The organism is Streptomyces sp. SN-593, from assembly GCF_016756395.1.
Classification (GTDB): Bacteria; Actinomycetota; Actinomycetes; order Streptomycetales; family Streptomycetaceae; genus Actinacidiphila; species Actinacidiphila reveromycinica.
The window spans coordinates 1,413,396-1,428,240 of the sequence record NZ_AP018365.1 but is presented as its reverse complement, the minus strand read 5'-3'; the positions used below and the strand labels follow the sequence as shown (position 1 = coordinate 1,428,240).

The following is a 14,845-nucleotide window of genomic DNA, read 5'->3' as shown; positions in this document are numbered from 1 at the left end:
GTACGGACCGGCCCGCCGCGTACGGACACCACGACACCACCGCGGGCTCCCATCCGGGCCGAAGGAGGGACGATGTCGGACGACCCGTCGCTGAGGGCCGTGGGATGGGCGCGCTCGCTGCCGTTGAGCAGCGCGCCGAAGGCGGCCAGGGACTGGACCCGCTCGCACCTGGCCACGCTGGGATGGCTCGGGAGCGACCCCGACACCGCCGACGCGGTCCTGTTGACCGTCTCCGAACTGGTCACCAACGCCCACCGCCACGCCCGCAGCGCCGCGCAACTGGTGCTGACCTGGGACCACGAGTGCCTGCACGTCACCGTGCACGACGACTCCCCGCACCTGCCCGAACCACGCCCCGCCTCCGAGGACGCCCTCGGTGGGCGGGGCATGTTCCTCGTCGACGCGCTGGCCGACACCTGGGACACCCGCCCCTGCCCCCGGGGCAAGGACGTCACCGCCTGTTTCAGGCCGCACCCCCACGTGCCCGGCCCGCGCTCCCGCCCCTGAGCGGCCGGAGCCGATCCGCCCGGCAGGGCACCGCCCGGCACAGAGCCTCCCGGCATGGAGCCGCGCGCCCTGGCACCGCCCGGGGTCGAGCCGCGCCATAGAGCGCGCCGCAGAGCCACCCGCCGTACGGCCACCCGCCGTACGGCCGGACGCCGTACGGCCGGACGCCGTCGGACCGATCGCGGCTGACGCGCCTGCGGCGCCGGCCGCGAGCATCGCCCGGACCACCGCCCCCCGCGCCCCTCCCTCCTCCCGCGTGTCCCGCCGCACCTGCGGCAACACGCGGCCGTCCGCCGCCAGGTCGAGGGGCCCGCGGGTCTTGTCACCTGCCCGCCGGGCTCCTAGGGTCGCCTCGTGTGTTCGTCATACGCGCATTGGTTCATCAGGCGAACACCTACGTGAGGCCGGGCGACGCCCCGACGGACAGAGAGGTCCGCACGATGAGCAAGAAGAGAACAGTCCTGCTGGCGGCCGCGACGGCGGCCGCGTGCTGCGCCGTGCTCGGCGCGGCCCCGGCGCAGGCCGCGCCCGCGAAGGGCCGGGTGCTGCGGGTCACCAGTACCGAGGACACCGGGCGGCCCGGGACCCTGCGCTGGGCGCTGGAGCAGAGCAACGCCGCCGACGGCACCGACCGGATCGAGATCGGGAAGCCGGCCGGCATCATCCGGATCACCTCGCCGCTGCCCGTCATCACCCACGCGGTGACGATCACCGGCGCGGGCACCGACCGGGCCGGGCACCCGGTGGTCGGCATCGACGGCTCGTCCTTCATCGACACCTCGACGATGGACTCCTGCCCGGGGTGGACGTCCGGCAGCGGGCCCAACGTCCGGTCGATCCATGCGCCGGGCCTCGCCGTCGAGGACAGCGGGAACGTGACGATCTCCGGGCTGACCGTGCGGAACTTCTGCATCGGCCTGCTCGCGCTGCGCAGCCACGACGACACCTTCGCCGGGAACTACCTCGCGAACAACGTCGGCGCCGCGGGCATCGAGGTCACCGGCGACGACGGCGCGGGCAACTCCACCACGGGCCTGAGCGTGCGCAACACCGTCGCGCACAACACCTTCGTCAACAACGGCGACGGCATGGAGTACACCCGCGGCACCTCCGACGGCACCATCACCGACAACGTCTTCGAGGCCCCGCGCGACGCGCCCGGCGGGTTCCTGCCCTCGCAGGACATCGAGTTTGCCGGCGACGGGGACAACGGCAACCTGATCGCGGGGAACACGTTCCTCGGCGGCTTCTCCGACGGCCTGCAACTGTCCGGCGACAGCGACGTCGTCAGGGACAACCTCTTCGCGCACCAGGCCGAGGCGATCCAGGCCGGCGGCACGCACCAGCTGATCGAGGACAACACCCTCACCGGCAACCACGAGGGCATCGTCGTCAGCGGCGCGTCGACCACACTCACCCGGAACGAGATCTCCGGCGACGGCGCCCCGGTCTCCGCCTGCAACGCCGGCGGGATCTGCGCCACCGACCCCGCCTACCCCACCGACGTCCTCGGCATCGACCGCGGTGCCGGCGGGGTCACCCCCGACGACGCCGGCGACACCGACGGCATCCAGAACTTCCCCGTCATCACCACCGCGACCAGCCGGAACACGACCTCCGTCACCGCGACCCTGGCCTCCCGGCCGTCCACCCGCTACCGCATCGAGTTCTACGCCGACCGCAAGGCCAACCCCTCCGGGTACGGCGACGGGCGGACCTACCTGACCTCCGCGGTGGTCACCACCGATGGCAAGGGCAACGCGAAGCTCGCGCTGCCCACCTCGGCGGTGCGGCACATCACCGCCGACGGCGGACGGGTCACCGCGACCGCCACCGACCTGACGACCGGCAGCACCTCCGAGTTCAGCGCCTCCGTGGCCGTGCGCTGACCGGGCCCGACCGGTGCTGACCGGTCCCGACCGGCACTGACCCCTCCACGACCTCGAAAGAAGCAGGTCCTCCCATGTCCTCACCGCTTCCGGCGCCCGGTGCCGCCGCCGAACGACCCTCCTCCGCCGCGCGCGCGACCACCCTCGACACGGCCACGATCGTGGCGGTCGGCTTCGCCGTCTGCCTGGCCCAGATCGGGCTGGCGGTGCCGGCCACCCTCAACGGCACCTTCCAGACGGTCCTGCACCCCACCGGCGCCTCCCAGCTCGACTGGATATCCGACTGCACCCTGCTGCCCATCGCGGCCCTCGAACTCACCTTCGGCGTGCTGGGCGACCTCTTCGGCCGCAAGAAGCTGCTGGTGGCCGGCGCCGCCCTGCTGTTCGTCGGCGAGCTGGTCTCGGGTACCGCGTCCGGCGTCGCGCAGATGTACGTCGGCCAGTTCGTGGCGGGCCTCGGCTCCGCGACCCTGTTCCCGACCACCCTGGCGATCATCGCCTCCGGCAGCCGCACCCACGCCCAGCGCGCCCGCATGATCGCGTTGTGGGCCGCGCTGCTGTCCACCGGCAACTTCGTCGCCCCGCTCCTCGGCGGACTGACGGCCACCTACACCAGTTGGCGCTGGGCGTTCTTCGTCATCATGGTCCTCGCCGCCGCCGACGCCGCGTTCAGCTGGTTCTTCGCCGCGGACTCCCGCTCGCCCGAGGGCCGCTCGCTCGACGTCGGCGGCCAGTGCGCGATCGGCCTGGCGCTGTTCGCGCTGCTCTACGCCGTCATCGAGGGGCCGACCGCCGGCTGGGGCAGCGGCACCATCGTCGGCTCCTTCGCCGTCGCGGCCGTCCTGCTCGTCGCGTTCGTCGTCATCGAGCTGAAGGTGTCCAACCCCCTGCTGCGGATGGACCTGTTCCGCAACAGAGCCTTCGCGCTGGCCTCCGCGGTGACCGTGGTCGGCATGTTCTCCTTCCTCGGCACCGCCTACGCCATCAGCATCCGGATGGAGGTCATCCAGCACCAGAGCGCCATGCGCACCGCGTTCGCGTTCATCCTGCTCAGCGGCCTGACGATCTTCCTGCTGCCGCTGACGTCCTTCCTCATGGCCCGGCTCCAGCCGCGCTGGGTGCTCGGCGGCGGCTTCCTGCTGATGGGGGTCGGACAGCTCCTGGCCGCGAACCTGCCGATCTCCGACGCGTCGCTGCCCTCGCTGATCGTGCCGATGGGCCTGGTCGGGGTCGGCTTCTCCTTCGCCGTCTCGTCGGTGACCGCGACGGTGGTCAACACGGTGCCGCCGAAGCTGTCCGGGATGGCCGCGGCGGCCACCAGCATGGTCCGCGACTTCGGCTTCGCCATGGGCCCCGCCCTGATCGGCGCCGTCGCGCTGAGCAAGGCGGGCACCAGTTTCCACCACGCACTGGCCGGCTCCACCCTGCCCGCCGGCGTCACCGGGCCCGCCGCGGGAGCCGGACCCGTCGCGACCAACTCCGTTCCGCCGGACGTCCCCTTCAGCAAGGCCGCACCCCTGGCCGTGGACGCCCTGCACCACGGCTACTCGATCGGGTTCGCGGTCTGCGGGATCGCCGCGCTGGCCTGTGCCGCGGTCACGGTCGCCCTGCTCGGCGGGCGCCACGAACAGCAGGAGGAGATCGCCATGGTGGAGTCCGCGCTCCCCGCGTGACATCGGCGGCCCGGTCCCGCTCGCCCGCCACCCGGGGCCGTGCGGGGCGGGGCCGCCGACCCGCACCGGCTCGCCGCTCGGCACCGGCCCGCCGACCGGCGGCGGGGCGCCGTCAGGCGGGCCGGCCGCCGGTCAGCCGCAGTTCCGCCTCGATGTGCTCGACGGTGGAGCGCAGCGCGTCCAGGCACTCCTGGTCGCTCGCGTCCGGGCCGACCTGGGAGCAGTTGAGGTTCGCGGCGGCGACGACCTGCCCGTCGCGGTCGCGCACGGGGACGGCCAGGAACCGCAGTCCCTCGGCGAGTTCCTGCTCGACCAGGGCCCAGCCGTCCTGCCGGACGCGGACGAGTTCCGCCTCGACCAGCTCGCGGGTGGTGAGGGTCTTGGGGGTGAGCGCCGGCATGGCGTCGGGCAGCGGCAGCGGACCGCCGACCGGGAGGGCGGCCAGCAGCACGCGGCCGGCCGCGGTCGCGTGGGCGGGACTGCGGGAGCCGACGCTGTGGTTGTCCCGGATGATCCGGTTGCTCGGCACCCGCACGACGTTGACGACGTGCCCGCCGTCGAGCAGGCACAGCGAGGCGGTCCGGTTGAGCCGTGCCACCAGCTCCTTGAGGTGCGGCGCGGCGATCTGGGCCAGGGACAGCCCGGACAGGTAGGCGTAGCCGAGTTCCAGCACCTTGGGGGTCAGCTCGAAGGTGTTGCCCTCGGCCCGCAGGTAGCCGAGGTCGGTGAGGGTCAGGACGAACCGCCTGGCGGTGGCCCGGGTCATGGCGCAGCGCCGGGCCACGTCGCTGAGGGTGAGCCGCGGATGCCGGTCGTCGAAGGCCCGGACGACGGCGAGTCCCCGTGCCAGGGACTGCACGAAGTAGTCGCCCCGCTCGGCCATCACCGCACTCCCGTCGCCCGCCGGGAGCCCCCGGTGGGCGCACCCGCCCGGCCAGTGTACTGTCCGGCCGCTCCCGTCCCGGCCGTCCCTGACCTGCGGACATCCTGCGGATGACGGCAGGCCGGGAGGCCGGGCGGGGCGTGGCCGGCTCAGGCGCGCTGCTCGGCCGCCGTCCAGCCGCCGGCGGTGGCGAAGGAGCGGTACGCGGCGAGGGCGTCGGCGAGGGTGGCGCGCATCTGGGCGGGGGTGAGGGTGAAGCCCGGGCTGTCGGCCCAGAACGTGGAGTTGAGGTTCACGCCCTGGTGGACGTACTCGGTCAGCACCTCGACCGGGCCGCGGAAGCCCGCCTGGCGCAGCAGGGTGAACAGCGCCGCGAAGTCGACCAGGCCGGTGCCGGGGAAGGCGCCGCTCTCGGACGCGCCGCCGGCGGCACCGCGGACCAGGGTCATGTCCGCCAGCGCCACGCCGAGGACCTGCGGGGCCGCCGCCTGGAGGTTGAACTTCCAGGCGCTGACCGCTCCTTCGGCGAACATGTGCTCGGTCGCGTAGTTGATGCCGAGGGAGTGGGGGGAGTACGGGGCGAGCAGGTCCACCAGGTCCCAGAGGGCGGAGCCCACCGCCCCGCCGGAGAAGGGGTGGTAGATGCCGACGAGGTGGTGCCGGTCGGCCAGGGCCGCCACCGCCGCGACCTCGGCGCGCACCGAGGCGATCCGCCGGCGGACCGCGGCGGTGCCGAAGGCCGGCGCGCCCGGGGGATAGGCCAGGGAGCTCCAGCGGAACAGCCGGACACCGGACCCCGCCGCGGCCGCCAGCACCTGTTCGGCGTAGGGGCCGGCCGCGGTGGCGATGTCGGTGGTGATCTGGTCGCACTCCACGCCGGCGCCGCGGATGCCGGCGAGCATCGGGGCGAGGGCGGTGCCGACCTGGGCCGGCTCGACGTGCCCGCCCGAGCGGACGGTCAGGTCGACCGCCGCGAAGCCCAGGCCGGCGGCGGTCTCGCCGATGAGCGCCCCGGTGTCCTTCGGGTGGGACCAGGCGTGGGCCTGGGTGGTCAGCCATTGCAGGTGCCGGGAGAAGACGGTCCAGGTCAGCCGGGGTGCGGCTGCCCCGTGCGCGGCGGGCGCGGACGGGGCGGACAGGGTGGGAGGGGCGGACGGCGCGGACGGGGCGGCGGCGTGCGCGGTGCCGGTGGCCGTCAGGGCCCCGACGGTGCCCGCGGAGGTGGCCGCCGCGGTCCGGAGGAATCTTCTGCGGTCCATGGGTGTCGCTTTCTGCGGGTCGGTGCGTGCGGGGGACATGCGGGAGGCCGGTGCCGGGCTCCGCCGGCGGGGCGGGGCCCGGCACCGGCCGGGCGGCTACCGGGCGCGGCGGGTCAGTCGTCCGCGACGGTGATGGTGCCGGTGCTCTGCGGGTGGGCCGGGTCGTGGTAGTAGTACGTGCCCGGTTCGGTGAGCTTCACGGTGGCGGACTGCCCCGGCCGGAGCAGGCCGGTGGAGAAGTCCCGCGGGTCGAAGAACGCCTGGGCGCCGTGTTCCTCCTTGTTGCCCGCCGGGTTGGTGAAGGTGACCTTCGTGCCGGGGGGGACGACCAGGTTGGCGGGGGACTCGGCGGTCATGCCGTACAGGTCCTCGGTGGTGCCGGGCTGTCCGGTGGCGGCCTGCCAGTCACGGCCCAGGGTGACGGTGTCGTGCTCGGTGGCGCCGTAGACCTTGGCGCCCGGGACGGTGATCCGGGTCGGGACCTGCGGAGAGGCGCCCTCCTTCACGGTGCCGCCGAGCTTGAACGTCCACAGGTTCGCGCCGACCGGTGAGGTGGTGCCGATGGTGTCGCCGCCGGCGAACACCGACATGTACTGGGTGCCGTCCACGGAGTAGGTCGTCGCGGTGGTGTTGATGCCCGCGCCGGTCTGGAAGCTCCACAGCTTCTGTCCGGTCCTGACGTCGCGGATGACGAACTGGCCGTCGGTCTGCCCCTGGAGCAGCAGGCCGCCGGCGGTGGTGACGATGCCCTCGCCCTCGGAGGCCGGCTGGTCGGTGTCGATCTTCCAGGCGACCGTGTTGGTCCGCGGGTCGAGGGCGACCAGGCGGCCGGAGGTCTTCTCGCCCTCGGGGCGGAAGATGTCGGACATGTCGCTGCCGTTGGTGTGGGCGGAGTTCACCAGCGACGCCCCGATGTACAGCAGGCCGGTCTGCGGGTCGAAGGAGTCCGCGCCCCAGTTGGCCGCGCCGCCGGTCCCCGGTGAGCTGAGCACCGGCGCGGCGTCGAACGGGGTGAAGATGCAGCCGCTCTGGTAGCCGGGGACCGCCTCGCTGGCCGTGCCCGCCGTCGGGCACAGCGGCACGTAGGGCTGGCCCACGGGGAACGGCTGGGTGGCCGCGGTCTTCTGGGCCGGGTCCTGCGGGACCGGGACCTCGTCCACGCCCAGGATCGGCTTGCCGGTCAGCCGGTTGAGCACGAACATTGTGCCGGACTTGCTGCCGTAGAAGACGGCCGGCTGCTCCTTGCCGCTGACGTGGATGTTCGCCAGCACGGGGGCCATGACGTTGTCGTAGTCCCAGATGTCGTGGTGGACCGACTGGTAGTGCCAGGCGACCTTGCCCGTCGCGATGTCGACGGCGACGAGCGAGTCGGAGAAGTCGTCGTCGCCGGCCCGGGTGGAGCCGTCCGAGCGGGACTCGGGATCGCCGAAGGTCCAGTAGACCAGGCCCGCGTCCGGATCGACCGCCGGGTGCATCCAGGCGTCCGAGCCGCCGACCGCCCACGAGTTCCCGGCCCAGGTGTCGTTGCCCGGCTGGCCGGGGCCGGGGGTGGTGTCCAGCGACCAGATCACCGCGCCGGTACGGGCGTTCAGCTCGAACACCGTGGCCCGGCCGCCCGAGCCGCCGCCGTTGGAGGTGCCGACGAACAGCTTGCCGTCGTAGAAGTCCATCGCCTCCGGCAGGCCGTAGTCGCCGTTGCCGAGCTGGACGTTCCACACGGCCTTGCCGGTGGCCGGGTCGATCGCGGTGACGTGCTCCTGGCCGAAGCTGGAGAAGACCAGGCCGTCGCCGACCGTCGCGCCGCGCAGCGAGTTCGGGTACTGGGCCGGGTAGCCGGACTTGTACTCCCACTTGACCGTGCCCGTGGTGGCGTCCAGGGCGTACAGGTCCTGCTGGGTGGTCTGCACGTACATCACGCCGTCGGAGACGATCGGCGTGCTCTCCTGGGCGGCCGGGGTGTTGCCCTGCTCCAACTGCGTCTCCCACGCGCCGCCCAGCCGGTTGACGGTCCCGGTGTTGATCTGGGTGAGCGAGGAGTAGTCGGTGTTGCCGAGGTTCCCGCCCAGCTTCGGGTAGTCGGTACCGGTCGGCGTGCCCCAGGACGCGGCCTGGTCGGGCTCGGGCACCGATGTGCCGGGTGTGGAGTCCGCTTCCTTCGCGTACCGGCCCAGCAGCGCGTGGTACTCGGCCAGCGAGTCCTTCGGCGCTCCGGACGCGCCCGCCGTGCCGCCTGCGACGGCGGCCAGCGCGGTCACGGCCACGAGGGCCGGACGCCATCGTCGGTTCAGGAATCTCAAGAGCCAGTCCTTTCGCAAAGCCTCCGCGGCCGGCCCGCCGCCCCTCGGCGGCGGCCGGCCCGACGCATACGTCGTTCGCCCAGTGAACTTGTGAGCGTATGACGAACACGTTGCAGGACCCTAGGCACTCCGGCGGAGCCGCCACAAGACCCGCGCGCCGGGTTCTTGCCGCGGCGGCGCTCCGCCCGCCGGGTGCGGGAGCCGGGCGGCGGGCGCGCGGTGGCCTCGCGGTCGGGCGCTCGACGGGCCCGCGGGCGGCGGGAGTCGGTCGGCGCCCGGGCGTGGACTCGCGGTGGGCGCGGAGCGCACCATTGACAGCGCGTGAGGGTCGGGGCGAAACTCGCCGAAGCCGGGTGAACCTTAGTTCACTCCGCGAACACGCAAGCGTCGTCGCGCCCCCGCCGGAGCGCAGATCGGACGGACTGATGGACAAGGTGGTCCTGTCGGCCGACGAGGCCGTCGCCGACATCGGCGACGGGTCGTCCCTCGCCGTCGGCGGCTTCGGGCTCAGCGGCATACCCGACGTGCTGATCGGCGCCCTCCTGCGGCGCGGGGCCGGGCGGTTGTCGGTGGTCTCGAACAACTGCGGGGTCGACGGCGGAGGTCTGGGGCTGCTCCTCGCGGCACGCCGGATCGCCCGGGTCACCGCCTCCTACGTCGGCGACAACAAGGAGTTCGCCCGCCAGTACCTGGCCGGGGAACTGGAACTGGAGCTGACCCCGCAGGGCACGCTGGCCGAGCGGCTGCGCGCGGGCGGCGCCGGGATCGCCGCGTTCTTCACCCCCGCCGGGGTCGGCACCCTGGTCGCCGAGGGGGGCCTGCCCTGGCGCCACCACCCGGACGGCAGCGTGGCGGTGGCCTCGCCGCCCAAGGAGGTCCGCGAGTACGACGGACGCGCGTACGTCCTGGAGCGCGCCGTCACCACCGACTTCGCCCTGGTGCGGGCCGCGCGCGGAGACCGCCACGGCAACCTGGTCTTCCACCGGGCCGCCCGGAACTTCAACCCCCTCGCCGCCACGGCCGGAAGGGTCACCGTCGCCGAGGTCGAGGAACTGGTCGAGCCCGGCGCGATCGACCCCGACGAGGTCCACCTGCCCGGGATCTTCGTGCAGCGGGTCCTCCCGCTCACCGCGCGGCAGGCCGCCGACAAGGGCATCGAGAAGCGCACGGTCACCCCGCGCGCCGCGACCGAGAGGAGCCGGTGACCCGTGCCCTGGACCCGCGAGGAGACGGCGGCGCGCGCCGCCCGCGAACTGGCCGACGGCTCCTACGTCAACCTGGGCATCGGCCTGCCCACCCTCATCCCCAACCACCTGCCGCCCGGCGTGGACGTGGTGGTCCAGTCCGAGAACGGGCTGCTGGGCGTCGGTCCCTACCCGTTCGAGGACGAGGTCGACCCCGACCTGGTCAACGCCGGCAAGGAGACCGTCACGCTGCGGCCCGGTGCCGCCTCCTTCGACTCCGCGGCCTCCTTCGCGATGATCCGCGGCGGCCACGTCGACGTCGCCGTGCTCGGCGCCATGCAGGTCTCGCAACGCGGCGACCTGGCGAACTGGATGATCCCCGGGAAGATGGTCAAGGGCATGGGCGGCGCGATGGACCTGGTGCACGGCGCCCGCCGGGTCCTGGTGGTCATGGAGCACTGCGCCCGGGACGGCAGCCCGAAGATCGTGGAGAGCTGCACGCTGCCGCTGACCGGGCGCGGCTGCGTCGACCGGGTCATCACGGACCTGGGCGTGCTCGACGTCACCCCCGGCGGCCTCCGCCTGGCCGAACTGGCGCCGGGCGTGACGGCCCGGGAACTGCGCGCGCGCACCGGCGCCGCCGTCCTCGACGCGGAGCAGGACGGGCCCGCCGATCCGGCCGAGTTCGCCGATCCGGACGAGGGGGCCGGGCCCACCGCGCGCCCCGGGCCCACCCCGCGCTCCGGGGGCGCCCCCACCCCGCCGTCCCCCGGCACCGCACCCCGGAGGACCGGCCGGTGACCGCCGGCACCGTCCACGGGACCCGCGCCGCCGGCGCCGTACGCCCCGCCGCCCACCGGCCGCCGGGCGGTCCCGGCACCGGCCCGGGCACACCGTGCACCGGCCCGGGCCGGGCACCCGCCCCCGTGAAGGAGCGCTGAGGACCCATGACACCGCGACAGCCCCTCCCCGACCAGAAGAGCATCGACGCGCGGATCGCCGCGCTCGCCGGCAGCGGGGCCGGCCGCGCGCACCCGTCGCGCTCCTACGACCCCTACCGCAGCACCGCGCTGCGCCACCCCCGGCAGCGGCTCGTCGTGGTGAAGGACCCCGAGGCCGTCGAGCGGACCGGGCCCGTCTTCGGCACCACCGATGTCACGGCCCTCGACGGCGACCTCACCCGCCAGCACACCGGCGAGCCCATCGGCGAGCGCATCACCGTCAGCGGCGTCGTGCGCGACCGCGCAGGCCGGCCGGTGCGGGGCCAGTTGGTGGAGGTCTGGCAGGCCAACGCCGCCGGCCGCTACGCCCATCAGCGCGAGCAGCACCCCGCCCCGCTCGACCCGAACTTCACCGGGGCCGGCCGCTGCCTCACCGACGACGAGGGCCGCTACCGCTTCACCACCGTCAAGCCGGGCCCCTACCCCTGGGGCAACCACCGCAACGCCTGGCGGCCCGCGCACATCCACTTCTCGCTCTTCGGCACCGCCTTCACCCAGCGCCTGGTCACGCAGATGTACTTCCCCGGCGATCCGCTGTTCCCCTACGACCCCATCATGCAGTCGGTGACCGACGCCGCCGCCCGCGAACGGCTCGTCGCCGCCTACGTCCACGACCTGTCCGAGCCGGAGTTCTCCCTCGGCTTCCGATGGGACATCGTGCTGGACGGCCCGGCCGCCACCTGGACCGAGAACGCCGACGACACCTCGCACGCCGAGCACGCCGAGCACGGGGAGAGCCGTTGACCACCGCCGACCGCCGCACCGCCGCCGTTCCCACCCCCGCCACCGACGCCGTTCCCGCGGCCGACACGGGCCCCGCCCCCGCGGCCGGGCCGACGCCCTCCCAGACCGTGGGCCCGTTCTTCGGCCACGCGCTGCCCTTCGCGGGCGGCGGTGACATCGCCCCCCGCGCAGCCGCGGACACCGTCACCCTGCACGGCCGGGTCCTGGACGGCGACGGCGCGCCGATCCCGGACGCCCTGCTGGAGTTCTGGCAGGCCGGCCCGGACGGGCGGCCCCCCGCCGCGCCCGGTTCCATGCGCCGCGACCACTCCACCGGCCGCGACGCGGGCCGCGACGGCGTCACCTTCACCGGGTGGGGCCGCGTCCCCACCGACGCCGACGGCCACTACGCGGTGCGCACCCTGCGCCCGCCGGCCGGCGCCCCGTACCTCGGCGTGCTGCTCCTCGCCCGCGGCCTGCTGCACCACCTCCACACCCGCGCCTACCTGCCCGAGGCCCCGCACGACGCCCTGCTGGCCTCCCTGCCGCCGGCCCGGCGGGCCACCCTGGTCGCGCGCCACGAGGACGGCGGCGTGTACCGCTTCGACATCCGCATCCAGGGCGACGACGCGCAGGAGACGGTCTTCCTTGAGTTCCGCTGACCACGACCACCGGGGCGCCGACCTGGGGCTGCTGGCCCCCGCGTGGGCCGGCACCCCCGCGGAGGAGGCCACCGGCGACGCGGCGTTCCTCCAGGCGATGCTCGACGCCGAGACCGCCCTCAGCCGCGCCCTCGGCGCCCCCGAGGAGGTCTCCGCCCGCCTGCGCGGCGCCGCCCGGGCCGGCCGCTTCGACGTCCGCGACCTGGCCCTGCGGGCCCGGGCGGGCGGCAACCCCGTCATCCCGCTCGTCGCCGACCTGCGCGCCGGGCTCGACGACGAGGCGGCCGGCTGGGTGCACCGCGGCGCCACCAGCCAGGACATCCTCGACACCACCGTGATGCTGGTGGCCTCCCGTACCCGGCCGCTGATCCTGGCCGACCTCGACGCCGCCGCCGACCACCTGGCCGTCCTCGCGGCCGCGCACCGGGACACGGCGATGCCCGGCCGCACCCTCACCCAGCACGCCGTGCCCACCACCTTCGGCCTCAAGGCCGCCGGCTGGCGCTCCCTGGTCCTCGACGCGCGCGACCGTCTCGCCGCCCTGCGGCTGCCCGCCCAACTCGGCGGCGCCGCCGGCACCCTGGCCGCGCTCGGCGCCGACCCCGACCTGCCCGCCCGCTACGCGCGCGCGGTCGGCCTGGACGCCCCGGACCTGCCCTGGCACGTGCTGCGCACCCCGGTCGCCGACCTCGGCGGCGCGCTCGCGCTGACCGGCGGCGCGCTGGCCAAGATCGCCGCCGACGTCCTGCTGCTGGCCCGCACCGAGACCGCCGAACTCAGCGAGGGCCGCGGCGGCGCCTCCAGCGCCATGCCCCACAAGTCCAACCCGGTCCACGCCACCCTCGCCGCGGCTGCCGCCCGTCCGCTGCCCGCCCTCGCCGCCACGCTCTTCGCCTCCATGGCCGCCGAGGACGAACGCCCCGCCGGGGCCTGGCACGCCGAGTGGCAGGCCCTGCGCGAGGCCCTGCGGCTGGCGGGCGGCGCGGGCCACCACACCGCCGCCGCGACCGCCGGACTCCAGGTCCACGCCGACCGCATGCGCGCCGACCTCGACCTCACCGCCGGCCTGATCAGCTCCGAGCGCCTGCTCGCCGCACTCGCGCCGCGCCTCGGTGCCGGGCCCGCCCGCGACCTGCTCGCGACCGCCGCCCGGCACGCGGGCGGGACCGGGCTCCCCCTCGCGGACGTCCTGGCCGGCCGTCCCGAGCTGAACGGCGTGCTCACCGCCGACGCGCTGCGCGAACTCCTCGACCCCACCGGGTACCTGGGCGCCGCCCCCGCGCTCACGGACCGCGCCCTGCGCCGTACCGGCCGGACCTCCCGGACCCCTCGGACAAGGACGCCATGACCTCCCTCCCGCACCACGTCACCGACGGCCGCGCCGACGCGCCCGCGCTCCTGCTCGGCCCCTCGCTCGGCACCTCGCTCCACCTGTGGGACGCCCAGGTCCCCGCCCTCGCCCGCGGCCACCGCGTCGTGCGCTACGACCTGCCCGGGCACGGCGGCTCGCCGTCCGCCCTGCTCACCGGGATCACCGGGCCGCCGACGGTGGCCGCGCTGGCCGGCCTCGTCCTGGACCTGGCCGACAGCCTGGGCATCGGCCGCTTCGCCTACGCCGGGGACTCCTTGGGCGGCGCCGTCGGCACCTGGCTCGCGCTCCACCACCCCGACCGGCTGACGTCCCTCGCGCTCGTGTGCACCGCCGCCCGCTTCGGCGACCCGCAAGGCTGGCACGACCGGGCCGCCCAGGTGCGCGCGCACGGCCTCGGCGCACTGGCCGACTCCGCCCCCGAGCGCTGGTTCACCCCCGCCTTCCGCACCAGCGGCACCGCCCGCGCCCTCATCGACGACCACCGGCACACCGACCCCGCCGGGTACGCCGCCTGCTGCGAGGCCCTCGCCGCGTTCGACGTCCGCGACCAACTGCACCGCGTCACCGCGCCCGTCCTCGTGATCGCCGGCCGGCAGGACCGGGCCACCCCGCCCGAGGACGCCCGCCTGCTCGCCGACTCCATCGCCGGGTCCACCCTGCTGGAACTCGACGCCGCGGCCCACTTGGCCCCCGCAGAGCAGCCCCAACGCGTGCTGCACGCACTCCTCGACCACCTCGGCGCCGAAAGCCGCCCCGCCGCAGGCCACGCGGCCACCACCCACGCCGCCGGCGCCGCGGTCCGCCGCGCCGTCCTCGGCGACGCGCACGTCGAACGGGCGGGCGCCGCGACCACCGCCTTCACCGCGCCCTTCCAGGACCTCATCACCCGTTACGCCTGGGGCGAGATCTGGACCCGGCCCGGACTCGACCGCCGCACCCGAAGCTGCATGACGCTCACCGCCCTCGTGGCCCTCGGCCACCACGACGAGCTGGCCATGCACGTGCGGGCCGCCCGCACCAACGGGCTCACCGACGAGGAGATCCAGGAGGTCCTGCTCCAGTCCGCGATCTACTGCGGCGTCCCCGCCGCCAACACCGCCTTCGCCATCGCCGCCCGGGTGCTGGCCGACCTCGACGCCTAGCGGAATCCCACCGGGGCGCGGTGGTACGTGGGCGGGGCGCGGGTTCGTCCGACGTCCGCGCCTCACGTCCGCGGTGGCGCCTGCCGGCTCCGCGGTGAGCGGTGGACCGGAGCGCGGTCCCAGCGGTGCCACGCGGTGCCACGCGGTGGGGGACCGCGGCGGGTCGGCCGCGCCCGCCGTCGTCCGCGGCCGGCCGAACGCCGACAGCAACACGACGGTCGGCAGCGCCTGGGCCCGTCCGGCGGATCCTGCC

General features: G+C 75.0%; 12 protein-coding genes. 9 read left to right on the top strand and 3 right to left on the bottom strand.

From position 1 onward, the window contains the following. Positions 1–72 precede the first annotated feature (72 nt). The 3 genes from RVR_RS06040 (at position 73) to RVR_RS06030 (ending at position 4,069) form a co-directional block, all read left to right on the top strand. Positions 73–507 carry an ATP-binding protein gene (locus RVR_RS06040; protein WP_202232857.1) on the top strand — a complete coding sequence of 145 codons (435 nt, stop codon included), beginning with the start codon at positions 73–75 and terminating at the stop codon, positions 505–507. A 440-nt stretch (positions 508–947) separates the two neighbouring features. Then, on the top strand, positions 948–2,396 hold the full coding sequence (locus RVR_RS06035) for a right-handed parallel beta-helix repeat-containing protein (protein WP_202232856.1): 1,449 nt from the start codon (positions 948–950) through the stop codon (positions 2,394–2,396). Between the two features lie 74 nt (positions 2,397–2,470). Next, a complete protein-coding gene (locus RVR_RS06030; protein WP_202232855.1) occupies positions 2,471–4,069 on the top strand; it encodes an MFS transporter in 1,599 nt (532 codons plus the stop codon). A 112-nt stretch (positions 4,070–4,181) separates the two neighbouring features. On the opposite strand, the gene RVR_RS06025 is transcribed toward RVR_RS06030, so the two are convergent. From RVR_RS06025 to RVR_RS06015, 3 genes are all read right to left on the bottom strand, one after another. Continuing rightward, positions 4,182–4,952 carry an IclR family transcriptional regulator domain-containing protein gene (locus RVR_RS06025; protein WP_202232854.1) on the bottom strand — a complete coding sequence of 257 codons (771 nt, stop codon included), beginning with the start codon at positions 4,950–4,952 and terminating at the stop codon, positions 4,182–4,184. A 149-nt stretch (positions 4,953–5,101) separates the two neighbouring features. Beyond that, positions 5,102–6,211 (bottom strand): TIM barrel protein, encoded by a 1,110-nt coding sequence (locus RVR_RS06020; RefSeq protein ID WP_202232853.1) that lies wholly within the window; start codon positions 6,209–6,211, stop codon positions 5,102–5,104. A 113-nt stretch (positions 6,212–6,324) separates the two neighbouring features. Continuing rightward, the gene (locus tag RVR_RS06015) at positions 6,325–8,508 is read right to left on the bottom strand and encodes an outer membrane protein assembly factor BamB family protein (RefSeq protein WP_202232852.1); all 2,184 of its coding nucleotides are present in this window, start codon (positions 8,506–8,508) and stop codon (positions 6,325–6,327) included. 425 nt (positions 8,509–8,933) lie between these two features. Here RVR_RS06015 and RVR_RS06010 point away from each other — a divergent pair, with 425 nt between their 5' ends. The 6 genes from RVR_RS06010 to pcaDC all read left to right on the top strand — a co-directional run bounded on the left by RVR_RS06010 (position 8,934) and on the right by pcaDC (position 14,592). Beyond that, positions 8,934–9,713, top strand: coding sequence for a CoA transferase subunit A (locus RVR_RS06010; RefSeq protein WP_202232851.1), 780 nt, complete (start codon positions 8,934–8,936; stop codon positions 9,711–9,713). 3 nt (positions 9,714–9,716) lie between these two features. Next, positions 9,717–10,493, top strand: a complete 777-nt coding sequence (locus tag RVR_RS06005) for a CoA transferase subunit B (RefSeq protein ID WP_202232850.1) — start codon at positions 9,717–9,719, stop codon at positions 10,491–10,493. A gap of 146 nt (positions 10,494–10,639) precedes the next feature. Beyond that, a complete protein-coding gene (gene pcaH / locus RVR_RS06000) occupies positions 10,640–11,437 on the top strand; it encodes a protocatechuate 3,4-dioxygenase subunit beta (protein WP_202232849.1) in 798 nt (265 codons plus the stop codon). A 107-nt stretch (positions 11,438–11,544) separates the two neighbouring features. Then, positions 11,545–12,078 carry a protocatechuate 3,4-dioxygenase subunit alpha gene (gene pcaG / locus RVR_RS05995; RefSeq protein ID WP_237405246.1) on the top strand — a complete coding sequence of 178 codons (534 nt, stop codon included), beginning with the start codon at positions 11,545–11,547 and terminating at the stop codon, positions 12,076–12,078. Continuing rightward, the gene (gene pcaB, locus RVR_RS05990) at positions 12,065–13,426 is read left to right on the top strand and encodes a 3-carboxy-cis,cis-muconate cycloisomerase (protein WP_237404596.1); all 1,362 of its coding nucleotides are present in this window, start codon (positions 12,065–12,067) and stop codon (positions 13,424–13,426) included. Before pcaG ends, pcaB begins: the two co-directional genes overlap by 14 nt. Next, on the top strand, positions 13,423–14,592 hold the full coding sequence (pcaDC, locus tag RVR_RS05985; RefSeq protein WP_202232847.1) for a bifunctional 3-oxoadipate enol-lactonase/4-carboxymuconolactone decarboxylase PcaDC: 1,170 nt from the start codon (positions 13,423–13,425) through the stop codon (positions 14,590–14,592). The genes pcaB and pcaDC overlap by 4 nt, the downstream gene beginning before the upstream one ends. The last annotated feature ends 253 nt before the right edge of the window (positions 14,593–14,845 follow it).